This is a genomic window from Stenotrophomonas sp. B2 (assembly GCF_014947095.1).
In the GTDB taxonomy this organism is placed as follows: Bacteria; Pseudomonadota; Gammaproteobacteria; order Xanthomonadales; family Xanthomonadaceae; genus Stenotrophomonas; species Stenotrophomonas maltophilia_P.
Genome location: NZ_JADCQA010000004.1, coordinates 1 through 22,585, shown reverse-complemented (window position 1 = coordinate 22,585; position 22,585 = coordinate 1). Strand labels below are relative to the sequence as shown.

The 22,585-nt window shown below is 64.5% G+C and carries 23 protein-coding genes and 1 pseudogene; 12 read left to right on the top strand and 12 right to left on the bottom strand.

The genetic code is table 11. The features are described from left to right. Positions 1–59: 59 nt before the first annotated feature. The 4 genes from IMX13_RS05280 to IMX13_RS05265 all read right to left on the bottom strand — a co-directional run bounded on the left by IMX13_RS05280 (position 60) and on the right by IMX13_RS05265 (position 6,148). Complete coding sequence (locus IMX13_RS05280; protein WP_193395956.1) at positions 60–1,766, bottom strand: D-aminoacylase; 1,707 nt, start codon at positions 1,764–1,766, stop codon at positions 60–62. 13 nt (positions 1,767–1,779) lie between these two features. Then, complete coding sequence (locus IMX13_RS05275) at positions 1,780–3,051, bottom strand: peptide MFS transporter (RefSeq protein WP_227255308.1); 1,272 nt, start codon at positions 3,049–3,051, stop codon at positions 1,780–1,782. Continuing rightward, on the bottom strand, positions 3,048–4,049 hold the full coding sequence (locus IMX13_RS05270) for a dipeptide epimerase (RefSeq protein ID WP_239519772.1): 1,002 nt from the start codon (positions 4,047–4,049) through the stop codon (positions 3,048–3,050). The genes IMX13_RS05275 and IMX13_RS05270 overlap by 4 nt, the downstream gene beginning before the upstream one ends. A gap of 65 nt (positions 4,050–4,114) precedes the next feature. Further along, positions 4,115–6,148: a serine hydrolase domain-containing protein gene (locus IMX13_RS05265; protein ID WP_193395955.1), complete on the bottom strand. Its 2,034-nt coding sequence runs from the start codon at positions 6,146–6,148 to the stop codon at positions 4,115–4,117. A 245-nt stretch (positions 6,149–6,393) separates the two neighbouring features. On the opposite strand from IMX13_RS05265, the gene IMX13_RS05260 reads away from it, so the two are divergent. Continuing rightward, complete coding sequence (locus IMX13_RS05260; protein ID WP_164151289.1) at positions 6,394–7,113, top strand: XRE family transcriptional regulator; 720 nt, start codon at positions 6,394–6,396, stop codon at positions 7,111–7,113. Positions 7,114–7,259: 146 nt separating this feature from the next. On the opposite strand, the gene IMX13_RS05255 is transcribed toward IMX13_RS05260, so the two are convergent. Next, complete coding sequence (locus tag IMX13_RS05255; RefSeq protein ID WP_193395954.1) at positions 7,260–8,195, bottom strand: LysR family transcriptional regulator; 936 nt, start codon at positions 8,193–8,195, stop codon at positions 7,260–7,262. 99 nt (positions 8,196–8,294) lie between these two features. On the opposite strand from IMX13_RS05255, the gene IMX13_RS05250 reads away from it, so the two are divergent. From IMX13_RS05250 to IMX13_RS05230, 5 genes are all read left to right on the top strand, one after another. Then, on the top strand, positions 8,295–8,621 hold the full coding sequence (locus IMX13_RS05250; protein WP_193395953.1) for a nuclear transport factor 2 family protein: 327 nt from the start codon (positions 8,295–8,297) through the stop codon (positions 8,619–8,621). Further along, a complete protein-coding gene (locus tag IMX13_RS05245; protein ID WP_065181600.1) occupies positions 8,618–9,400 on the top strand; it encodes an SDR family oxidoreductase in 783 nt (260 codons plus the stop codon). Before IMX13_RS05250 ends, IMX13_RS05245 begins: the two co-directional genes overlap by 4 nt. Before the next feature lie 244 nt (positions 9,401–9,644). Further along, complete coding sequence (locus tag IMX13_RS05240) at positions 9,645–12,872, top strand: DUF6531 domain-containing protein (RefSeq protein WP_319637170.1); 3,228 nt, start codon at positions 9,645–9,647, stop codon at positions 12,870–12,872. Beyond that, entirely contained in the window at positions 12,872–15,076 is a 2,205-nt protein-coding gene (locus tag IMX13_RS05235; RefSeq protein WP_128987744.1) for an RHS repeat-associated core domain-containing protein, read from the top strand. Before IMX13_RS05240 ends, IMX13_RS05235 begins: the two co-directional genes overlap by 1 nt. Next, positions 15,073–15,450: a hypothetical protein gene (locus IMX13_RS05230; RefSeq protein ID WP_164151281.1), complete on the top strand. Its 378-nt coding sequence runs from the start codon at positions 15,073–15,075 to the stop codon at positions 15,448–15,450. The genes IMX13_RS05235 and IMX13_RS05230 overlap by 4 nt, the downstream gene beginning before the upstream one ends. On the opposite strand, the gene IMX13_RS05225 is transcribed toward IMX13_RS05230, so the two are convergent. After that, positions 15,422–16,039, bottom strand: coding sequence for a hypothetical protein (locus tag IMX13_RS05225; RefSeq protein ID WP_154582332.1), 618 nt, complete (start codon positions 16,037–16,039; stop codon positions 15,422–15,424). The two genes, IMX13_RS05230 and IMX13_RS05225, sit on opposite strands and share 29 nt — an antisense overlap. 178 nt (positions 16,040–16,217) lie before the next feature. After that, positions 16,218–16,610 carry a DoxX family protein gene (locus IMX13_RS05220; RefSeq protein WP_111186238.1) on the bottom strand — a complete coding sequence of 131 codons (393 nt, stop codon included), beginning with the start codon at positions 16,608–16,610 and terminating at the stop codon, positions 16,218–16,220. A 183-nt stretch (positions 16,611–16,793) separates the two neighbouring features. Here IMX13_RS05220 and IMX13_RS05215 point away from each other — a divergent pair, with 183 nt between their 5' ends. After that, positions 16,794–17,201: a hypothetical protein gene (locus tag IMX13_RS05215; protein ID WP_065174466.1), complete on the top strand. Its 408-nt coding sequence runs from the start codon at positions 16,794–16,796 to the stop codon at positions 17,199–17,201. Positions 17,202–17,302: 101 nt separating this feature from the next. Here IMX13_RS05215 and IMX13_RS18845 read toward each other — a convergent pair. Beyond that, positions 17,303–17,389, bottom strand: a pseudogene (locus tag IMX13_RS18845) (glutathione S-transferase family protein); the annotation flags it as partial. Further along, on the bottom strand, positions 17,371–17,781 hold the full coding sequence (locus IMX13_RS05210) for a response regulator (RefSeq protein ID WP_193395952.1): 411 nt from the start codon (positions 17,779–17,781) through the stop codon (positions 17,371–17,373). The gene IMX13_RS05210 and the pseudogene IMX13_RS18845, both read right to left, overlap by 19 nt. A gap of 191 nt (positions 17,782–17,972) precedes the next feature. On the opposite strand from IMX13_RS05210, the gene IMX13_RS05205 reads away from it, so the two are divergent. From IMX13_RS05205 to IMX13_RS05190, 4 genes are all read left to right on the top strand, one after another. Then, a complete protein-coding gene (locus tag IMX13_RS05205; protein WP_227255307.1) occupies positions 17,973–18,311 on the top strand; it encodes a hypothetical protein in 339 nt (112 codons plus the stop codon). Positions 18,312–18,564: 253 nt separating this feature from the next. Then, a complete protein-coding gene (locus IMX13_RS05200; protein ID WP_193395951.1) occupies positions 18,565–19,041 on the top strand; it encodes a BLUF domain-containing protein in 477 nt (158 codons plus the stop codon). Continuing rightward, positions 19,038–19,808 (top strand): DUF72 domain-containing protein, encoded by a 771-nt coding sequence (locus IMX13_RS05195; RefSeq protein WP_193395950.1) that lies wholly within the window; start codon positions 19,038–19,040, stop codon positions 19,806–19,808. Before IMX13_RS05200 ends, IMX13_RS05195 begins: the two co-directional genes overlap by 4 nt. Further along, positions 19,801–20,562, top strand: a complete 762-nt coding sequence (locus IMX13_RS05190; protein WP_193395949.1) for a DNA-formamidopyrimidine glycosylase family protein — start codon at positions 19,801–19,803, stop codon at positions 20,560–20,562. Before IMX13_RS05195 ends, IMX13_RS05190 begins: the two co-directional genes overlap by 8 nt. Here IMX13_RS05190 and IMX13_RS05185 read toward each other — a convergent pair whose 3' ends face one another. Together IMX13_RS05185 and IMX13_RS05180 are read right to left on the bottom strand one after the other, a co-directional pair. Then, positions 20,563–20,841, bottom strand: coding sequence for a hypothetical protein (locus IMX13_RS05185; RefSeq protein ID WP_053517173.1), 279 nt, complete (start codon positions 20,839–20,841; stop codon positions 20,563–20,565). A 50-nt stretch (positions 20,842–20,891) separates the two neighbouring features. After that, positions 20,892–21,389, bottom strand: coding sequence for a ferritin-like domain-containing protein (locus IMX13_RS05180; protein ID WP_193395948.1), 498 nt, complete (start codon positions 21,387–21,389; stop codon positions 20,892–20,894). 458 nt (positions 21,390–21,847) lie between these two features. Here IMX13_RS05180 and IMX13_RS05175 point away from each other — a divergent pair, with 458 nt between their 5' ends. Next, complete coding sequence (locus IMX13_RS05175; RefSeq protein ID WP_053517176.1) at positions 21,848–22,300, top strand: PA2169 family four-helix-bundle protein; 453 nt, start codon at positions 21,848–21,850, stop codon at positions 22,298–22,300. An 82-nt stretch (positions 22,301–22,382) separates the two neighbouring features. Here the strand turns inward: IMX13_RS05175 and IMX13_RS05170 are convergent. Continuing rightward, on the bottom strand, positions 22,383–22,585 hold a 203-nt coding region (locus IMX13_RS05170; RefSeq protein WP_193395947.1), incomplete at its 5' end, for a hypothetical protein.

The window sequence follows — 22,585 nt, the reverse complement described above, 5'->3', positions numbered from 1 at the left end:
GGATAATGATCCTAATCAGAGAATTGTCAATACATTCGGAAAAATCATGTGTGAAGCGGTCAGCGCGTGGCTGGCGTCCAGCCCGGCCCTCGGACCACCTGGCCCGGCGTGGCGCCGGTATGCTCGCCTTCGCGCAGCACCTGTACGCCGTTGACGAAGACATCGCTGACGCCGGTCGCGTACTGCTGGGGTTTTTCGTAGGTCGCGTGATCGGTGATGGTGCCGGGATCGAAGATCACGATGTCGGCATGACAGCCCGCGCGCAGGCAACCCCGATCAGTCAGCTTCCAGTTGCTGGCCGGCAGGCCGGTAAGTCGGTGGATGCCCTCTTCCAGCGGCATCAGCTTGCGGTCGCGGACGTAGTGGCCGAGGAAACGCGCCACGTTGCCGTAGGCGCGCGGATGCGTGCTGGATTTCAGGAAAACACCTTCCGGCGCGGCGGACTCGGCATCCGAACCCAGGCTCACCCACGGCTGCTTCAACCCCAGCTCGATGTTGTCCTCGCTCATCAGGAAGTAGGCGGTGCCGATGCGGTGGTCGTCCTCGACGATCAGGTCCATCGCTGTTTCTTCAACGGATGTCCCGCGTTCACGCGCGATCGCTGCCAGTGACTTTCCGGCCAGGGGCTTCAGTGCTTCGCTCTTGAATTCGATTGGAACCAATCGTGCATCCGATGCGGCGAGCATGCGCAGGTTTTCCCAGGGCACGTTCGGATCGCGCATTTCGGCGATCAGCCGCGCGCGCGTGGCGGGATCCTTGAGCCGCCGGATCATCGCGTCGTGGCCACCGGCCTGCAGCCACGGTGGCATGCTCGCCGCAAGCCATGTCCCGCCTGCGGTGTAGACGTACATGTCCGCACTCAGCTTGAGTCCTTCCTTGCGCGCTGCCTCGATGCGATCGATCGCCTGCTGCATCTTCGGCCAGTTCTTCTCGCCGGCTGCCTTCAGGTGGTAGATCTCGGCATGCTGGCCGGTTGCACGTGCGATGGCCACGACCTCATCGATGCCTTCGAGCAGGCGATCGGCTTCGCTGCGCATATGGGAGATGTATCCGCCACCGGATTCGGCAGCGGCCTTGGCCAGCGCGATCAGTTCGTCGGTTTCGGCGAACCTGCCCGGCGGGTAGATCAACGAACTGCCTACGCCCAGCGCTCCTTCGCGCATCGCCTGGCGAACCACGTCCTGCATGCGGGAAAGCTGCTCGGGGGTTGGCTTGACGTCGTCCTCGCCGAGCTCATGGATGCGGACCGTCGCAGTGCCGATGAACGACGCGACATTGGGTGTGACGCCCCGCTGCTGCAGATGTTCCAGGTAGCCACCGAGGGTGGTCCAGGGGATGTCGTATCGGATATCGGCCTGCTGCTTGAGGGCATCGGCCTTCATGCGTTCGTTGACCGGTCCCATCGACCAGCCTTCGCCGAAGATCTCCAGCGTCACCCCCTGCTTGGTATCACTGACACCGCGTCCATCAACGATGAGCGACTCCGTCGCCCAGCTCAGCACGTTGATGAAACCCGGGGCGACTGCCTTGCCGCCGGCGTCGATCTCCTTCCCGGCGAGCGCCGCCTTGCCGGCGGGCAACAGCTCCACGATGCGACCATCCCGCACTGCCACGTCCACGCGCTGGGGCGAACTGCCGCTGCCGTCGTAGACCACGCCGTTGCGGATTACCAGGTCGTAGCGCGGGAGCGCATCGGCGCTGCGGGCCGTGGTACAGGCGGCGAGGGCGAGGGTGAAGGCGAGCAGGGTCGGCGTGAATCGCGGCATGGTGCTTTCTCCATCATGATGACAACGAACGTATCGGCCGATCCAGCCGCCACAGGATCAGCGCGGCAACCGCGGCCAGCCCGGCAAGCAGCAGGAAGAAGCCGGCGTGGCTGGTCCTCGACCACAGCGTGCCCACCAGTCCCGCCAGCAGGCTGCCGCTGAAGACGGCGAGGAACCAGGAGGCAACGGTGGTCGCGCCCAGGCGCGGTGGCGCGAGCCGGGCGAACAGCCCCAGCCCGGTCGGCAGGATGTACAGCTCACCCAGCGTCAGGATCATGAAGAAGGCCACCAGCCAGAGTCCGTTGACCAGCATCTGGCCGGCACCCGCAGCGAGCCCGGCAAGCAGCACGTAGGCGACGGCGACGATCAAGGCACCGATGGCCATGCGACGGGCCGGGGAGGATTCACGGCCCTGGTCTGCACGACGTCGCCACTGGGCCAGCAGTACGGGGGTGATCGCGATCACCAGCAGCGGATTGAGCGACTGGAACCACGTCATCGGTACCAGGAAGCCTCCGACCACACGGTCAACGCGGCTGTCGATCCACAACGGCAGCGTGTTGCCGATCTGCTCGTAGGCGCCACGGAAAATCGTCGCGGCCAGTCCAACGCCCAGCAGCAACCACCAGATCCGCGGGTCGCTGCGGGTGGGCCCGGCATCGGTGATCACCCGCGTGCGGCGGGGGGGCTCCGGTGGCAGGTAACGGCGACCGGCCACGTAGATCAGCAGCCCGATGAACATGCCGATGCCGGCGGCGCCGAAGCCATAATGCCAACCGTACAGTTCGCCCAGGGTGCCGCACACCAGCGGGGCCAGCAGGCCACCGATGTTGAGGCCGACATAATAGACGTTGTAGGCCCGCCCACGGCGGGGATCGTCGCTGGCGTACAGGTCGTTGATCTGGCTGGGTAGACTGGGCAGGAACAGGCCATTACCCAGCGCGATCGTCGCCAGCGCGGGGTAGAACATTGAATCGAACGCCATCAGGAAATGGCCGAAGGCCATGATGCTGCCGCCCAGGATGACCGCGTTGCGCTTGCCGAGATGACGATCAGCGATGATCCCGCCGATGATCGGCGTGAAGTACGCCATCGCCGTGTACAGGCCGTAGACGAAAGATGCTTTTTCCTGTGCGAAGAGCAGCTGCTTGGTCATGTAATAGACCAGCATCGTGCGCATGCCATAGTAGGAGAACAGCTCCCACATGTTGGTCAGGAACAGGATCGTCAGTCCGCGCGGCTGGCCGAACCAGGTCTTGCCATGGAGATCGGCCGGCATGCTCATGGGTGGGTCCGCGGCCCCCATACCTCGTCGCCGCAATCGATGAAACCATCCACGTAACGTACCGAAGGCGTGCGATCCTTCACCAGGAAGGTGGGGCCGTCCAGATCGACGATGTCGCAGAACTGCCCGAGCACGAAGGCCGGTGCCGCCGCGAGGCTGGTCCCGCACATGTTCCCGACCATCACCTGCTTGCCCAGCTCACGCGCGCGACGGGCCATCATCAGGCCTTCGGTCAGCCCGCCACATTTGTCGAGTTTGATGTTGATGACGTTGAAACGATGGTGCAACGCTTCCAGTTCGGCCAGGTCAAGGATGCTTTCATCGGCGGCGAAGGGCAGTGGGCGTTCGATGCCGTCCAGGTCGGATTCGTGCCCGCGCCGACAGGGCTGTTCCAGCAGCGAGATGTGCGCCTGGACCAGTGCCGGCAGCAGCAACGGCAGCGTGGCCGCGGTGTAGCCCTGGTTGGCGTCGACCCCGATCCACGGCGTCGGACAGCGTGCGCGTACGGCGCGCACGCGAGCTGTGTCCAGTTCGGGGTCGCCTGTCAGTTTGAGTTTCAGCGCGCGTGCCTGCGCATAGGCGGCTGCGCGCTCGGCCATGACCTCCGGTGTATCAGCGCCCACCGTGAAGGTCGTCAACAGCGGGCGCACACCATCCAGGCCGGCCAGCTGCCATACCGGCAGCCCGCTGCGCTGTGCCTCCAGTTCCCACAGCGCGGCATCCAATGCATTGCGCGCGCCACCTGCGGGCAGCAGCTGGCGCAGCGCATCGCGGTCGATGCCGGCTTCGATGCGTGGACGCAGTGCTTCCAGCGTGGCTTTCATCGTGTCCGGCTGGTCGTCGTTGTAGTAGACGCCGGCAGCCTCGCCGCGGCCGATGAAGTCCGCGTCGTACAGGGTCGCCACGGTGGCCGGCATTGCCTCGAAGACATGTCCGGCGATGCGGAACGGTGCCGACATCGGCAACGGTTCGTTGTGCAGCTCAAGTCGAAGGGCCACCACTGCCTCGTGCAGAAGGAAGGAGGGGGGGGGGCGGGCGGCGGCGGCCCCGCCGGCCGGGGGGCTCAGGCGTTCGCGCCGCAACCGAGGACCTGCGGCGCGAAGCCGAGCCAGAGCAGGAACAGGCAGGCCAGTGCCAGCAGCACGGCCCACAGCTTGGCCAACCATCTGCGCTGACTGCGCAGGACATGCCAGGCATTCCAGACCGCGAACGCTGCGCCGACGGGCAGGGCAACGGTGGCGAACAGGCGCATCGCATTGATCATGACGTCGCTTCTTGGCGAGGTCATTTCCAGGGCGCTCAGCATGCTCGCCACGAGCGCCAGCGCGGCGCTGGTGGCCAGCAGCGAGAGCAGCGCACCGATCCGCACCAGGCGATGGGCGCGTGCGTCCACGCCGCTCAGCCGGTAGGGCACGCCATAGTAACGACGGACCAGTGCCGACACCGGCCAGGCGACCACGGTCAGCAGCACGACGATCAGGCTGGCGATCAGCAGCGGCAGGTAGGCGGCGTGCCAGCTCGACAGGCGCTGGAAAACCATGATCGGTGCGTACGGTTCCAGGGTGAAGCGCGTGACCTTTCCTTCCACCACGTCTGCCGCCAGGCGATCGGTGCTGGTGGTGTCCTGCCAGACGTATGGTGCGATCTCGCGCCACTTCTTCGGCGCGCCACCGTAGCCGATCGCCGCGCTCACGGTAAGGGATCCATCGTCGTTGGCGATGACCTTGACTGGTCCCAGAAGATTGGAAAGCGACACGAAGCTGCTGTCCGCACGGCGGCTGCTTACGTACGTGCCTGCCATCTGTGAAGCGTGCAGGAGGGCCTCCTCCTTCGACACGCCCTGTGGTGCGGCCGGCTTGCCGGGCAGGTAACGGTCGGCGAAACCGCGCGACAGCGCAGTGCGGATGTGCCCGGTTGCCCCGTCGCGCCCGGCGCTGTTCATCGATACGAACAGGCCGATGCCATCGTCCAGGAACAGCTGCAGGTCGCTATGGAACCACTGGGTATCGCCACCATGCGAAATGGCACGGTGGCCATTGACCGAGGTCTCGTAGAAACCCAGCATCATCCGGTTCAGCGGTCCGATCGACGCCTGACCGGTGGAGTGCATCTGCTGTGCAGTGGCGGCATCGAGGATGCGCGCATCACCAAAGGCACCGTCCTGCAGGTGGGCGATCATGAAACGGCCCATGTCCGATCCCGTGGCGGCCAGGCTGCCGGCGGGCGCCAGGCTGATGAATTCATACTCCTTGGCCTCGCCGGACGATGCGCGCTCATATCCCTTGGACATGCCGGACAGCAGCGTTGCCGGCAATGGCTGGCGGAAGCTGGAGTGTTTCATGCCCAGTGGTTTGAAGATCTGCGCGTCGATGTAGTCGTAGAACGGCTGGCCCGAGGCGCGCTCGACGATGTAGCCGGCCAGTGCCGTGGCGTAGTTCGAATAGGCCGGTGTGGTGCCCGGTGCGTAGATGCGCTCGGGTGTCCAGTTCTTGAGTGCATCACCGAGCGGTACCACCTCGTCCAGGCGGGAGGTGATCAGCCCGCGGATCTGCTCTTCCATTCCGGTGGTATGGGTCATCACGTGCCGCAGCGTGATGGGCTTGCCGTCACGCTGCGGTATCTTGAAATCAAGATAGGTGTTGATGTCGGCGTCCAGGTCCAGCTTGCCCTGGCTGACCAGTTGCATCACCGCCGTCCAGGTGAACAGCTTGGAGACAGAGCCGGGGCGGAACAGCGTGTTTTCCGGATCAACCGGTGCGCGCTTCTCCAGGTCGGCGTATCCGTAGCCTTTCTGCACCAGGATCCGCCCATCCTTCACCACCACCACGACGGCGCCGGCGATGTCGCCGTTGGCCAGTGCATAGGGCATGATGCCGTCCAGCCAGGCCTCGGCGTCTTCGCGGGTCAGGACCGGCGCGCCTGCTGACGGCGCGGAAGGCGTGTTCTCTGCGGCCGGCAGCAAGGAGGGCGCGGTGGGTACGGGCGCCGTTGTCGGCGGCACCGATACGGGCGGAGCGATGGCCTGCTGGGCCTGCAGCGGCAGCGCAGCGACCATGGTCAGCACCGCGCTGCACAGGAGGACAGGGATCTTACGCATCGAACGGTCTCCGAACTGAAGCGACTGGACGGCCTCCTGTGCGTCTGGCACGTCGCACGGTGGCGGATATATCCTGATTTGGCGATAATGATCCTAATCAGAGAATTGTCAACCCGTGCCGAAAGTCCCGGGCCAGGGTGCCTGGGCAGGGAACTGCTCTTTCCAAAGGACATCCCCGAGGGTGATCATGACCCGGGCTGGGAGGTTCCAGCAGAAGTACTGGTGTTCCAGGAGATACCGCAAGAATGACGTCACAACACCCCACCATTGGCGGACTGCTGCGGTCGCTGCGCGCTCGCAAGGGTTGGACGCTCAAGCAGATGAGCGAACACTCCGGCATTCCGCTGTCCACCTTGTCCAAGGTCGAGCACGATCGCCTGACCCTCAGCTATGACAAGCTCCTGCAGCTCGCGCAGCGGCTGCAATTGCGGATGTCCGAGCTGTTCGCCGAGGATGCCGATGCCGTAGAGCCGTCGGTGACCGCGCGCCGCAGCATCGGCCGCATTGAGGACGCGATCCGGGTCACCACGCCAAACTATGACTATTTCTATCTCTGCCCGGAGCTGCGCCGCAAGCGCATGATCCCGGTACTGACCCGTGTGCGGGCGAAAACCATCGAGGAATTCGGTGCCCTGGTACACCACTCCGGCGAGGAGTACATCCACGTACTCGAAGGCCGCATGGAAGTGCATACCGAATTCTACGATCCGGTCGTGCTCGAGGCCGGGCAGTCGGTCTACATCGATTCCAACATGGGCCACGCCTACATCGCGGCCGAGGGCTGTGACGAGGTGGTGCTGCTTGGGGTCTGCTCCAGCAGCGACGAGCATCTCATGGAGTCGCTGCTGACGCTGCATGGCGACGAAAATGCGGTGCGCCCCGGCAAGGTGGAACGCCTCCCGCCACCGACGAAGATGGTGCCCAAGGCGCGTCGCCGGAAATCCCCGGCGTCATCGAAGGCCTGAAGCGAAGGCCGCCGGGCGTGCGTCATCGTGCGCGGCGGCCGGATCCCGTCATGGCCGATCCTGCAGCGCGAAGCGGACCGTCGCCTCGACGTGGATCGGATATCCAGAACTGTTTCAGTTCGTTTGCGGGTGGACCCACCCCATCCTCAGCGCAACCGCACCTCCGTCTGCTTCCCTTCTTCGAATGGCCCTTGATCCAGAAGGCAGTCGATGAAGGCGCCCAGCAGGGCGGGTCGATGCTGCCGGCTCGGGTAGTAGAGGAACAGCCCGGGGCGCGAGATCGACCAGTCCGACAGGACCCGGACCAGCCGCCCCTGGGCCAGCAGTTCGCCTACGCCGTCCTGCTCGAAGTGATAGGCAATGCCGAGCCCACCCAGCGCAGCAGCAATGCCGACGTCAGCGTGATTGGTGATGACAGGGCCATCGACGGCTAGATCGAGCCGATGCCCCTGCTTCTCGAACTCCCAGCGATAGTGCCTGCCATCCATCTCGAGTCGCCAGTTGATGCACGCGTGCTCGTGCAGCTCGGCCGGCGAGGTGGGGGTGCCTCGACGTGAGAGGTAGTCGGGGGATGCCACCGCCATCATCTTCATGTCGGGAGTAAGACGGACGGCCACCATGTCCTTTTCGAGCTGGCCGCCGACGCGGATGCCTGCATCAAAGCGGCCCCGGACGATATCGGCCAGCGCATCGTCGACCACGATGTCGAGCACGACATCAGGATGCGCGCGATGGAAGCGCGCAAGCCGTGGGGCGATGACCGTCCTTGCCGCGATGCCCAGCGTGTTGATGCGAAGCGTGCCGCTCATCCGCCCCGTCGCCTCACCGGCATCTGCCACTGCAGCAGCCATCTCCCGGAACAGCGGGGCGATGCGCCTGTAGAGCAGTTCGCCCGTTGCCGAGGGTGCGACGCTGCGCGTGGTTCGATTCAGAAGGCGGGCGCCGATGCGACCTTCGAGCTGGCGGATCGTCTGGCTCAGCGCCGAAGGCGACAGGCCAAGATGCTCTGCGGCTCGCGCAAAACTCTGACGCTCCACGACGGCAACAAAGGCCCTGAGTTCAGCAAAGTCGGATCCGCGCATTATGTACTCGTTTCTAAAGAGCCCATCCGGATTCTAGGATATTCAATAAATTAGCCTGGGTGAGCATCCTACGGGCCATCCACCCGAGGAGACAGAAACGTGAGCGCCTTGACCCTTCCCGAGCCCATTGCGGCGTACTTCGCGGCAGAGCAGAACCCGGACGCCTTGACGCAGTGCTTCACGGCACACGCGGTGATGAAGGACGACGGACATACCTACGTGGGCATCGATGCCATCAAGGCGTTCATGGCCGAGGCAACGGCCCGGTACCACGCGACGAGTGTGCCGTTTGTCATCGAGCGGCAGGACGACATCCACAGGGTGCAGGCCGACGTCACCGGTGACTTTCCCGGCAGCCCGACGGTTCTGACGTACCGCTTTGGACTGGAGCGTGGCCGGATCGCATCGCTGGAGATCACGGCATGAACTTCGACCTTCAACTGAAGGACCTGAGGGCAGTGGTCACAGGAGGAACGCTGGGACTGGGGGCTGCCGTTGTGAAAACCCTGACGGAGGCCGGAGCGCGCGTGACGACGTCCGCGCGTACTGTTCCCACCCAGACGCGCGAGGGCGTCACCTACGTCGCTGCCGACCTGTCGACCGCGGAAGGCACGGATCACCTTGCGCAGGCCGTCCTCCGGCAGTGGGGAGGTGTGGACATCGTGATCAATGTGCTCGGAGGCTCGAACACGCCCGGTGGTGGCTTCGCTGCCATTAGCGATGCGCACTGGTTCGCCGAGCTGAACCTGAATCTCATGTCCGCGGTGCGCCTGGACCGTGCACTGCTGCCTGCGATGCTGCACCAGGGGTCGGGCGTGGTGATCCATGTCAGCTCCATCCAGCGCGTGCTGCCGCTGCCGGAGTCCACCACTGCGTACGCTGCGGCAAAGGGCGCTCTCACCACGTACAGCAAGTCGCTTGCCAGAGAGGTGACACCCAAGGGAGTGCGCGTACTGAGCGTTGCGCCGGGCTGGATCGAGACCGAGGCGTCCGTGGCGTTCGCGGCGAGGATGGCCGCAGAGGCCGGAACGGATTACGAAGGTGGCAGGAAGATCGTGATGGATTGGCTGGGCGGGATTCCGGTGGGTCGACCTGCCAAGCCACAGGAGGTGGCCGACCTGATCGCTTTCCTGGCCTCCCCGCGCTCTGCGTCGATCGCAGGGACGGAGTATCGGATCGATGGGGGTACGGTCCCCACCGTGTGATCAACGGGCTTGGCGGTCGTATCGGGCGCCAGGCTGCACGCGTCTATGGGCCGCCGTTTCACAAAACTTCCATCTACCTGAATCAGCTGTTAGGCTCCGGGCGGAAGGTCGTCTCATTCAGGTACCAAAGTCCCAGCTGAACAGCCCGCATACAGGAATTGGAGAGAGCATGAAGCTCCGCGTGACAGGCAGGTCCCGTTCCAACGTACTGTTGTTTCTTCCCCTTGTTTCCCTCTGCGCCGGCGTGGCTGTCGCGCCTTCGGTGAAAGCGGCGGAAAAGCCCACCGATATCGACACAGTTCAAGTGCGCGCCAAGCGCATACAGAACGAGATCATCCCGTGGCATCTGTTCGACATGGGGGGAGGAGGCGGACGCTGGGACTTCCTCGGCGGTGGTGGTGGCGGTGCAGCCCCCAACCAGACCGCCAAGGAGCAGGAGACCGACGACCGCGAGAAGCAGTGCGATGGAACGACCGGCAATCCGATCGTCCTGTACACCGGCAACAAGGTCGAGCACGAGCTGGACTTCGCAAGTGCCAGTGAGATGGGCTTGTTCCTGCGACGCAGCTACAACCATCACTGGAGTGCGACCGGCCTTTTCGGCAATCACTGGCTGAGCAACTTCGATTACTCGCTGGCGTTCTCTGATGGCCAGAACACTCTCTGGAACCAACGGCCGGACGGTCGCCGGATCAAGTTCCAGCGCGATCCCGCCAGCGGCCACTGGAACGAGGACAAGGCACAGCCCATTGCCTACATCGTCAAGAATGCGGACGGCAGTTTCACGCTTCACAACGATGAGAATGGTGCGGAGAACTACAACGCAGAGGGCTACATCACCCAGCTTCGCAACGAGCAGGGGATCGCCTGGAACTTCGTCTACAGCAACAAGTACCTGCAGACGGTCACGCACTCTTCCGGCCGCCAGGTGAAGTTCACCTGGAGCGGCAGCCAAGTCACGCAGGTGACCGATCCGGCCGGAAACATCTTCCAGTACGCCTATACACCCAACGTGTTCGGGACTGGGCGGGGGCGTCTGGCATCGACCACGCTGCCAGGCGCGCCAGCCACCACCATAACCTATCACTATGAGGACGCGCGGTATCCCGGCGGCTTCACCGGAAAGTCCTTCAATGGTGTGCGCTATTCCACCTTTGCCTACGACGAGAATCGCCGTGCGGTTCTCTCCGAGCATGCCGGTGGCGTCGAACGCCACACCATCAGCTACGTGGTGGAAAGCACGGAACAGGTGCTGCCGCCACCCGCGCCGGCACGGCCGGGTGGCATCTTCGTGGAGGCAGAGCGGGGCTGGTGCGAGGACACGCGCAACGGGATGATGTGCTATCAGCCGCGCTCTTTGCCGGGTGGCAGTGTTCCCATGGCAGGCACGGGCGCCGGCACGGGAATCGGCAGCATCCAGCTGTCCTCGACACCTGAAGGCAAGGCGCGCCCTGTCAAGATCAAGGCGATCGAAACCAATCCACTGGGTCGCAGGACAACCCACGCCTACGAAGATGGTCGCCCGGTGTCGGTGACCGGCGCCGCCTCACCGCGCTGCGCAGCCAGCTACAAGGAGAGCAGCTACGACGCCAATGGTTATCCTGATCTGGTCCACGATTTCGCCGACAACCTGACCGACTTCGACTACAGCCCCCAGGGCTATCTGCTGAAGCGTGTTGATGCGGTAGGTACAGCCGTGCAGCGGACTACGACCTTTGAATGGGACACGGCACGCAATCGCCGGACCAAGGTGTCGGTCGCCAACGACAAGGAGACCAGCTACACCTACGACGCGCGCGGCAATGTTGCATCGGTGACAGAGAAGAACCTCTCCAGTCATGGTGCCCCGGGGCAGAGCCGTACGACCACGCTGACCTACACGTATCACCCGAATGGGCTGAAGGCCTCCATGAAGGTGGATGGCCCGTTGGCGCAGGATGACGTCACCTCGGTCTATGACGCCAATGGCGACCTGGTCAGCGTGACCAACGCGCTGGGACACAGCATCGCGTTCAGTGGTTACAACGGGCTTGGCCAACCGGCCCGCATCATCCAGGTCAATGGTCAGGTTCGCGAGTACAGCTACGACGCGCGTGGCCGCGTGGTCAGCCAGCGCGACAGCTTCGGCGACAGCTGGGCCACGACGACCTTCGGCTATGACGCGACGGGCAATCTGGCCAGCGCCACCCGGCCCGATGGAGTGATCGAGCGCTACGAGTACGACGCAGCACGGCGCCGCCTGGCGGAGGTGGTTCCCTTGGGCGACGGCACCTACGCATGGACGCGCTACAGCTATGACGCCGCCTCGAACATCACACGCAAGGAGGTGGCACACACCGACTTCCCACTGGGCAGCACGGTTACCGGCGTGATTGACGAACTGACCCACGACGGCAACTGGAACTGGTTCCTGCGTGGCTGGGCCTGCAGTACTGGATCCAACGCCTCCATCGAGGTCCATGGCTACGCGGAAGGTCAGTTCCTGGCCGCTGCGCAGGCCAACCTGGCCAGTGAACCGGGTGTCGCCTCTGCCTGCCAGGCGGGCGGCAGCGCTTACCGCTTCCAGCTGCCGGTGTCACTGGCCCAGCGACAGCAGCTGGGCGGACGCACGATCACCCTGTACGGCCTGTCGCCACAGGGCGGCGCCCACAATCGTGCGCTCGCCAATTCGGGCGTGTTCGCGGTACCGCAGGCGACTGTGGTGGGAGACATCGGTGGCGTCACTCATGACGGCAACGGCAACTACGCGGTAGAAGGCTGGGCCTGCTCGGTGGGTGTGGATAGTTCCATCGATGTGCATGCCTACGTCGGCGGTTCCGCCGGCGGCGGCGCATTCGCGATCGCCGGCACTGCCAACCTTCCCACTGATGGCAACGTTGCCAACGCTTGCCAAGCGAGAGGTACGGCTTATTGGTTCAAGCTGCCGCTGGACGCTGCGCTGCGCCAGAACCATGGCGGCAAGCCGATCTACATCCACGGCATCTCGCCGGTCGGCCAGGCCAACCTGACCATCAACCGCTCGGGCGCATTCACGGTTCCATCGATTGTGCGCAGTGCCGAATTCATCACCTTCAACTCCAGTTCGTATCACATCTACAACGGCGACCGGGTGACCCTCACAGCGCAGGTGCGCAACACCGGCAATGTCACCTGGGATGGCAACACCTATCTCGCCTGGGGCCATGATTTCCCGACGCAATCACATGGATTGTCGGCACCTGTTCCGCCAGGGGGGATCGCCACTTTCAGCTTCGATATCGCGCCCTATCACGACGGCGTAGGCATCGGCGGCTATTCCTATGTCGCGCAGATGGCTACGAGCGGAACAGCGTGGGGCCCCCGTCCCTACGTCACCATCGTGGTGGAAAACGGGGACTGGCATTGCCCCAATGGTCCAAATGGTCCCAACTGCCAAGAGCCGATGCGGGTCACGCCGCCCATTTGGTTGGACGCTAAGGAAGGAGTCCGCTGATGTCTGTGATCACTCTGACCCTGATGGGATTGAACGCTGTGACGTTCAGCGTCAACTACGACTACGACGAACTGGGACGGCTCATTGGCGAGCGCGGCAATAATGGACAGAACATCCGGTATGCCTACGACGCCGAAGGCCGCCTTGTCCAGATCACGGATTCGCAGAACCGCGTGAGGCAACTCAGCTACGACGCGCTTGGGCAGATGGTGCAGGCAGTGGACCCGGCCAATGGCACCACCCACGTCTCCTACGATCCGGGTGGCCGCGTTGCGCGGGTCAGCGACCCGCGGGGGCTGGTGACGACCTACGAGTACGACGGACTGGGTAACTTGTGGAAGCAGGCCAGCCCGGATACGGGCATTACGTTACATCAGTACGATGCGGTCGGGCTGCGGGTGTCGACCACCCGCAGCGACGGCAGCACCGTGGCGATGGGTTACGACGGACTGGGTCGACTGGCATCGATGCAGAGTGATGGCCAGCGGCAGGACTTCAGCTACGACTGGTGTGCCTGGGGCAAGGGCATGCTGTGCGGCCTCTCCGGCCCCGACACCGCGACCCACTTCGCCTACGTTCCAAGCGGGCAGTTGTGGATCCGGCGGGACTTCATCACTGTTGCCGGCCAGCAGACCGATCACAGCACGGAATTTCTCTACGACGGCATTGGGCGCCCGAACCAGATCACCTATCCCAACGCTGACCGCGTCAACTACGCGTACGGCGCCGGCGGACGACTGGCGTCGATGACCGCAACGATCGACGGCGTTTCGCGTGCGGTCATCGCCCAGGCCAGCTGGAAAGCGACCGGCGCGTCGGGCTGGCTGGCGTACGGCAATGGACTGGCCCGCGGTTACAATCATGATGCCGATGGCCGACTGACCGCGATGTCGGTGTGGGGCCCCAACAGCGCCCGGTTGAGCTACTGGGATTATCAGTACAGCGCGGACGGCGAGATGACTGCAATCATCGATGCCGCAGTGCCCGACCTGACCCAGACGATCGGTTACGACGCGCTCAGCAGGCTGACCCAGTTGAGGCGGTTCGGAATCGACAACCAGCTTTCCTATGATGCCGGTGGCAACCATGACCGCTACCAGGCCGGGAACCAGTTGACGCAGTACACCATCGACCCGGCAAGCAACCGGGTGCTGGGCTACGCCAACCAGGATGGGACACGGCAGTACCAGTATGACGCGCTGGGCAATCGCATCAGCGAGACGGCAGGCAGCCGGGTCAGCACGTATGAATACAACGCGTTCAACCGGATGAGCCGTGCCAACATCGCGGGACAGGTCACCGATTACCTGATCAATGCGCAGGGGCAGCGTGTGGCCAAGGCCAATGCCACCGCTACCAGCCGATACTTCTACAGCGACCAGAACCAGATGCTGGCCGAGCTCAGCAACAACACCTGGACCAACTACCTGTGGTTCAACGGTGAGCTGGTGGGTCTTTCGCGCAATGGCCAGCTCAACTTCGTCCATACCGACCACCTGGGCCGTCCCGATTTCGTCAGCAGCCCGCAGCAGGCGACCGTCTGGAAGGCCTACAACTATGCCTACGGTCGAAGTGTGCAGCAGGATGATATTGGAGGCCTCAACATCGGCTTCCCGGGGCAGTACTACGATGCCGAAAGTGGACTCTGGTACAACGGGTTCCGCGATTACGATGCGTCCATTGCACGCTATGTCCAGAGCGATCCGATCGGCCTGGCAGGCGGCCTCAACACCTACGCCTATGCTGCCGCAAACCCAATCCAACGCACCGATCCGCTGGGGCTTGAGCCTACAGTGGCATCTGTTGTGCTGTGCATTTCAGGCGCCGCCGGAGGCTACATGACGGTGGACGGAATCAAGGCCGCCAAGCAGGATTTCGATGCGATGCAGAAGGCCAGAGCCGAGGCTGCGGAGAAGCAGGCGTGCGAGGATGCCAAGAGCGATACCACGCGTGCCGGTGCGAGCAATCCTGCGCTGGCCAAGGCGGCGGGGGTTGTGGCGGACGCGGCCAGCGCCTTCTCCGACCAGGGGGCGTCGTTCAAGGCAACCATGGCCATGTCGGTGGTATCAGGCGCGATCGGCATCAAGCCGTGTACGGTGATCGGCGCCGCCATAGGCATCTTCGCGGCCGATGGCAGCGCAACCCGGAGAGTGGAGGCAATGACCAAGGCAGCCGGTGACTGGATGAAGGACAACACGCGATGAAACTGCCGGTCCGCTTCTGGGTGCATCTTCTCAGCCACCTGGCGCTCGTCGCGATCCTGGCTGGGCTGCTGGCCGGCTGGGTCGGGACGTTCTTCGAAGCCCTGGCCGGTCATTCCGGTGCCGCAACCGACGGCGCACGTGTGGGCGACGTGGGCACGGTATTCGGCTTCTGCATGCTGGCCCTGTTGCTGTTGGGGGCGCTGACGGTCACCGGCGAGCTGTTCGGTCTGGCCAGGCCGTACAGCCGCGATGCCCCCTACCGGAACGAGGCGCAGGCGATGTATCGAAAGGTGCTGTTGATCGCGGTGGCGCTGTTGTCCTGGGGAGGCCTTGCATCGGCCACCCTTATCGGATCGCTGATGCGCTCCGGCTGACCGGCCCGGGCGCTGTCGGCAGCCGCTCGAAGGCAACGACCCGGCGCGAGAGCCATGGCCAGAACATCCGCCTGCGCAACAGCAGGCCGCGCACCTCATCCAGGCTTGCATGGAGCAGGCCGATGCGGTGCGCCAGTTCCTCCAGCGTACTGTCGGGCAGGCGCGCGAAGCCCTCCTGCTCGATATGCCAGTTGTCGGCGTACTCGATCAGCTGCACGCAGCGCATCTCCAGATGGATACGTGCGTGGATCACATCCCAGTCGATCAGCTCGTGCGTTGGAATCTGACGCAGCGAGTTGAGCATGTCCATGCCGCAGGTGCGGTGGTAGCGATACAGCTGTGTGTCGCCGGATCGATCCGTGGCCAGCTTCGCCGCCTGCAGGAACTGGAAGAGGGTGATGCCGCACAGTGTCAGCGAGGTGGTGATGCGGCGCTGGGTCTGCGCGCGGGACATCTGCCAGGGCACATAGATGGCAGCGAAGCCGATCACCACTGCCACCAGCACCTGTGACCAGTCCGCCCATTCGCCGACCGGCAGGCAGGGACGGCCGATGATCCAGGGGCAGAAGGTATCCACCGTGTCGCTCATGCAGGACCTTGCGCGTTGCCGATCTGGAGCACCACGTAATCACAGGCCCGCCGATGCAGGCAAGGCAGGGGGCCGCAACCGGCGCGGTGTCGGGCGCCGGCGCAGATCGCGAAGGCGGGGGAGCGGTGAAAAACGACACGCTGCCACCCCCGTCAGCCTCAGATGGACGAGCGTGCCCTCATCCGCGACGCCGGCGACCATCGATGCTGTAGCGGCCGGCGCCGGTGCAGGCCAGCAGAATGAAGCCACCGGCGATGCCCATGTTCTTCAGGAACATGATCTGCTGGGTGGGATCGTTGAACTGGTGATGGAAGATGAAGGCGGTCACCAGGCTGAAACCGGCCAGGACCGCGGCGACCAGACGGGTCTGGAAGCCCAGCAGGATGCACAGGCCGGTAACGATCTCGAAAGCGATGGTCGGCCACAGCAGGATGCCGGGCACGCCCATCGTCTCCATGTAGCTCTGTGTGCCGGCCAGGTTGCCGAGTTTGCCAAGGCCGGAGACCAGGAACAGCAGCATCAGCAGTACGCGTGCAACGAGGATGGCAAGGGGAGGCGATGAGTGGTTCACGTCGATATCCTCAGGCGGAGACAGGCAGGGTGGCCGTGCGCGAGGGCACAGGAGATGGGCCGATCGGACTCCAGAGCAGGTGAAGCCCGCGTTGAGAGCATTCCGCGCACAGGGCTGCGGGGTGGGGTCCTACGGCGCGTTTCACGCTACCCTGCGCGGGTCCGGCGACGAAGGAGGCACAGGATGGCAGACGATGGCGGCATGACGATTCCAGCGAAGACCCTGTACATCGCAGGCGCCGTGGCTGTGCTGGTGAGCCTGCTGGCGTGGTCGGTGGAGTGGAGCGGGCTGGCCTACGTCTGTCCCTATTGCCGTGTGCAGCGCACGGTCATCGGCGTGCTGGGGGTGCTGACCCTGTTCGCGCGGCCCGGCGGCATCGTCGTGCCCTGGCTCTCCTTCTCCGCGGGAGGCTTCGCGTTCGTGGTGGCGGCGATGCAGCACTTCAACGGCTGGAAGCGCATTTCCTCAGGCAGCTTCAGCTTCAACGCGCAGTGGTACATCGACCCGTGGTTGCTGTCGGGATGCGCGATGCTGATCCTGGTCGCGCAGTTGATGCTGGTGCAGGCGGCCTGCCGGCGCAGCGCGCGCTGAAGCCACCGCCGGCGTCTGCCGGCGGCGGCCTCCATTGCATTCCGTGCCTGCGCTAGGCTGGATTCATCAGTGCGAAGAGCGTGTCGTAGGTGCCATCGCCCATACCAGGGCTGCTCGCGTTCCAGCAGCCATGCCATGGATCGCTCGACGATGGGCGGCTCGACGGTGTTCAGCGCAGCGAACATCCACGGCGCTGGCCTCCCGCCGCCGTATCGCTGCAGAGCGTCTGACGGACAGCGCGTTGCAGGCCCTCGATGTGGAACGGCTTGGCGACGAAGGGGGCAAGCCGGTGGCGTGCAGGTACCAGCTGGTCGTACACCGCGGAGACGAACAGGTAGGGAATCTTCAGTTCGGCCAGGCGGTCGGCTACCGGAAACACCACGCCATCGCGCAGTTCCACATCCAGTACCGCGCCATCGAACCGTTGACGGTCCAGCAGGCCGAGGGCATCAAACACGCTGTAGGCATGGGTGACGTGGTCGCCACTGTCCTCAAGTGCCTGTTCCATGAGTGCCGCCAGATCGAACTGGTCCTCCACCAGAAGCAGATTGCAGGGAGGCTGGCCGGTCGTGCGAGGCATGAGGTAGGTCTATAGAGCCGTGGGAACGACAGTGTCCGCCGCAGGCCATCAAGGCGATGCGGAGATGATGTGGTGTCGACGCGAAGCCGCGCGTGCCGTGCAGGCAGCGTGCACGGATGGGCCGGCAACGTTGACGATGCCTTGGCGATCACTGTGGATACTGCCGCCGTCCCCGCACGAGGAGTCGCCCAATGAACGCTTCCGGATCCCTGTCTGCGCCCCAGGTGCTGCGCGTGGAAAGCATGCCGCTCGCCTGCGGTGGCATGGCAGTCGTCGTCGAACTTGACAGGGTGCCCTCCCGCGCCTGGATGAAGTCGCTGAAGCGGGCACTGCTGTTGGCAGACGGCCTCGACGGCGCACAGGCCAAGTTCGATGGCCGCTTCGTCTACGTGGTGGGCGTGGAGGTCACGCAGCGTCGAGCCGAGCATCGGGTCATGCAGGTGCTGTCCGCTGCGGAGGGTCGGCCGGCCGCTGCCGCGCGCACGTACACGATGCCGCCTGCGGCTCCCTCATCCGTGCTGCAGGCCTGAGCGCGCATCGGCGGCAACGGGCAGGGCGAGGGGCTGGAGCACCACTGCAACGAAGCGAAACCGCGATTGCTGTTGCCCGGGTTCCGGTTCTGGTCGGCCCTGGAATGTCTCCCGTGTTGGGCTGCCGTATACCTCGTGCCATCTCCTCGAGTGCAGAGTCGACCCTACACTTGAACGCAGCCTCCACGCCGAAGTCACTGGACCTTCGGCGGCGAAGACTAAGGTAGAGCCTATTGCAACCGTCGGTGCCCCCATGCCTCTGCGTGCGATTGCCTATGCGAGCGAAGCCGTTGCCTCATTGAGCGCGGAGCGCCTGCGCGGTCTCGTCAACGACGCGGTGGCATTCAATGAAGCAGCGGACATCACCGGCGTGCTTCTGTTCGATGGCCATCGCTTCCTGCAGTATCTGGAGGGGCCACAGCAGGGCGTGGACGCCGCGTGGCGGCGCATCCTCGACAGCGGCAGCCATCACAGTGTGGTCGAGCTCAACCGCGGTCGCATCGGTCGCCGCCAGTTCTCGCACTGGCGGATGGGCTTGCTGCAGGTGGAGCACACGGAACTCGGGAGGGTGGCGCTGTCCGACTGGACCGGGTTCGTGCGCAGCACGGCCATCAGCGGAATCCCGACCAGCGCGCTGGACAGGCTGCAGCTGTTGACGGCGCCTCTGCTGCGAACCGGTCAGGGCGGACCGATGATGCAGGCCGCGCCTTCTGGCGGGGACGGGTCATGAGCGTTGGGGTGGGGCAGCACGCTGCCGGAACGCGGATACGCATCGGTTGCGCAGGATGGTCCCTGTCGGCGGCGGATCGCTCCAGCTTCGGTGGAGGTGACAGTCTGCTGCAGCGCTACGCCACGCGCCTTTCCCTGGTCGAGATCAACTCCTCGTTCTATCGCCCGCACCTGCCGCAGACCTATCTGCGCTGGGCCGCTTCCGTTCCGGACGATTTCCGCTTCACGGTGAAGATGCCGCGTTCCATCTCGCACGAGCAGCGGCTGCGCGGTGCCGGCCCGCTGCTCGACCCGTTCCTGGCTGCGGTGGAAGAACTCGGCAGCCGGTTGGGTGCGCTGCTGTTGCAGTTGCCTCCCAGCCTGGCGTACGAGCCGCAGCACGTCGAACCGTTTCTGCACGATCTGCGTCGGCGCACGCGCAGGCAGGTGGCGTGCGAGCCTCGACATCCCTCCTGGTTCAGTGCCGAGGTGGATGCGCTGCTGGCGCTCCATGACATCGCGCGCGTGGCGGCGGACCCGGCGCGGGTCGCGCAGGCGGGCGAGCCGGGCGGGGCCCGCGGCTGGAGCTATTGGCGATGGCACGGCCAGCCGGATATCTATCGCAGCGCTTATGACGAGACCACACTGGCACGGCTGGCCGGGCTGCTCAGGGACCGCGCGCGTGCCGGCCATTGCGCCTGGATGATCCTGGACAACACGGCGCAGGGCCATGCGGTCAGCAATGCACTGCGATTGCAGGCACTGCTCGGAGAACACGGCCATGCCTGAAGGCCCTTCCATCGTGCTGCTGCGCGAGGCCGCCGCGATGTTCACCGGCCAGATACTGCGACATGTCGGGGGCAACAGCCGGATTGACCTGTCCATGCTTGCAGGGCAGCGCGTGCGATCCGTGCGCAGTTGGGGGAAGCACTTCCTGCTGGAGTTCGGCACGCATACCTTGCGGATCCATCTGATGCTGTTCGGCAGCTGGCGTATCGATGAGCGCAAGCCTTCGCCTCCGCGCGTATCGCTGAGGTTCGATGCCGGCGAACTGAACCTCTATGCCTGCTCGGTCAAACTCATCGACGGCCCGTTGGAAGAAGCCTACGACTGGCGCACCGATGTGATGAGTGATGCGTGGGACCCCCGGCTCGCGCGCCGCCGCCTGAAAGCGATGCCTGACGTCCTGGTGTGCGACGCACTGCTGGACCAGAACGTTTTTGCCGGCGTTGGCAACATCATCAAGAACGAAGTGCTGTTCCGGGTCGGCGTACACCCGGCCACGCGTGTGGGTGACCTGCCGCCGCGCAGGCTGGGATCACTGATCCGCGAAGCCAGGACCTACAGCTACGAGTTCCTGGAATGGAAGCGTCGCCACGAGCTCAAGAGGCACTGGCAGGTGCATGCCAAACGCAGCTGTCCGCGATGTGGCGGCCCCGTCAGCAAGCAGTATCTGGGCAGAACCCGGCGACGCAGCTTTTTCTGTCCCCGCGATCAGGTCCTGTTCGGCCATCCCGGGCCGGCCGGTATCCGCCAGCGGTGATCAACAGGGGGGAGGGAGGGGGGCCTGCCTCTGGCGATGCCGCGCCAAGACCTGCCCAAGCAGAGCCGTCGCCAACAGAAGCAGATTGGTCACCACGAAGACGCTGCTGCCCAGCATCAGGCTGTAGAGGGTGAACAGCGCCGAGGCCACCATCTGGCCTGCGAACAACCATCGTGACAGTGTCTCGGGATGTGGTGAACGCCACTGCTTGACCATCTGCCTGAGCAAGGTGGCGACCAGCACAAGGGTCGCCATCCAGCCGATGATATCCGGATGCATCGGGATCTCCTGTTGCCGCCGCCGTTCCTGGCGGCGTATGGCAGTGGAACTCAGGCGGGCTGTGCTGCCTTGGCGTTGCCACCCCCCTTGGCCAGCAGGGTCAACTTCTCGTCGGTCGACTTTTCTTCGGCCAGTGTTTCCAGCAGCAGGGGGAGCGCGTCCTTGTAGCCCAGCTGCTTGGCCAGTGCGGCGATGGTGCCGTACGACGCAATCTCGTAGTGCTCGACTTTCTGGGCGCCACCGATCAGTGCGGCATCACGCACCGGTCCCTTGTCGATGCTGTCGATGACGTCCTTGCCTTCCTCCACCAGCCCTTCCATCGCTGCACACTTGATGCGCTTGAGACGGATGCCCAGCGTCTCGACCACCTGGTCGATCCGCTCGATCTGGCCCTGGGTTTCCTCCAGATGGGTTTCGAAGGCGGCGGCGAGATCCGGATTCTCGGCCGCACGGGCAAGGCGGGGCAGGGCTTTGGTCAGCTGCTTCTCGGCGCTGTAGATGTCCGAAAGTTCGTGGATGAACAGGTCTTCGGCAGTCTTGATGGCCATGTGCGGCTCCAGTCGGGAAGGAAGGATGACCGTAGTGGGCCCGGCGTTGATGCCCGGCGTACATGCGGTGAGCGCGATATCGCTGTCCACCGGCATGGTCCATGCAGGGCCCTCACATGTGCACGCGCGATGCACATGGCGTGCACGTGCCGACGCTGGCGTATGCATCAGGCTGCCAGCGTCCGCATCGACAGGAGAAAACACGATGAACACGCCAGGAAAACCGACGCCGAGCTGGCGACAAGGGAAGGTGCTGCTGGGAGTGCTGGCCGCCGTGCTGGTGATTACCGGGATCATCCTTTTCGTGCCCTGGTAGCGGCGGTCAGGCCGCGTTGAGCGACGTGATGCATGCATCAAACGACGCTCACCCCGGGGCCACAGCCCTTTGTCCAAGGTAGTGATGCAGGCAACGCACACCGTTGTCCGTTCCCAACGAATCTGAACTTCAGGAGCAGAACATGAGCACCCAGTCCACCATCGAACATCGTCTCAACGACCTGATCGAGATCGCACGCGACGGCAAGTCGTTCTACGAAGAGGCGGCCACGAAGGTGAAGGACGCCGAGCTGGCGGCACTGTTCACCCGCATTGCCGGCGTCAAGGGCCGCATCGTGTCCGCGCTCAGTGGCGCGGTTGCGGCCACCGGTGGCAAGCCCGCCGAACACGGCACCCTGGTCGGCTCGATGCAGCAGTTCTACGGCAAGGTGCGCGCAGCGTTCGGCGACACCAACTATGGCTACGTGGCCGAGCTGGAAGAATCGGAAGACCGCCTGCTGGCTGCTTTCAAGGATGCGCTGAAGGATGAGGGCCTGCCGCCGGCGGTACGCCAGGAAGTGACCCAGCTGCTGCCGGAAGTGCAGGAGTGCCACAACGTGATGCGTGCGCGGAAGCACGCGATGAAGGCAGCCTGATCGCGCGGGCTGCATTCTCCGGAGAAAAAAGGGGCGGCCCCAGGCCGCCCCAATGCTCTTCAGCAGGTAAGTTGAACGTGGATCAGAAGCGCACGGACCAGCGCGCCGTAGCGCCGTGGTCACGGCTCTCGCTGCCGAACTGGCCGCTGTAGCCCAGTTCCAGCGACTGCCGCGGGGTCAGCCACGCGGACAGCCCCAGCTCGGCCACGACAGCGCTGTCGGCGATCGGCGCGGCGCTGACGGTGAACGCGCCGCCACCGTTGGCGAAGGCGAGGTTGGCCACCT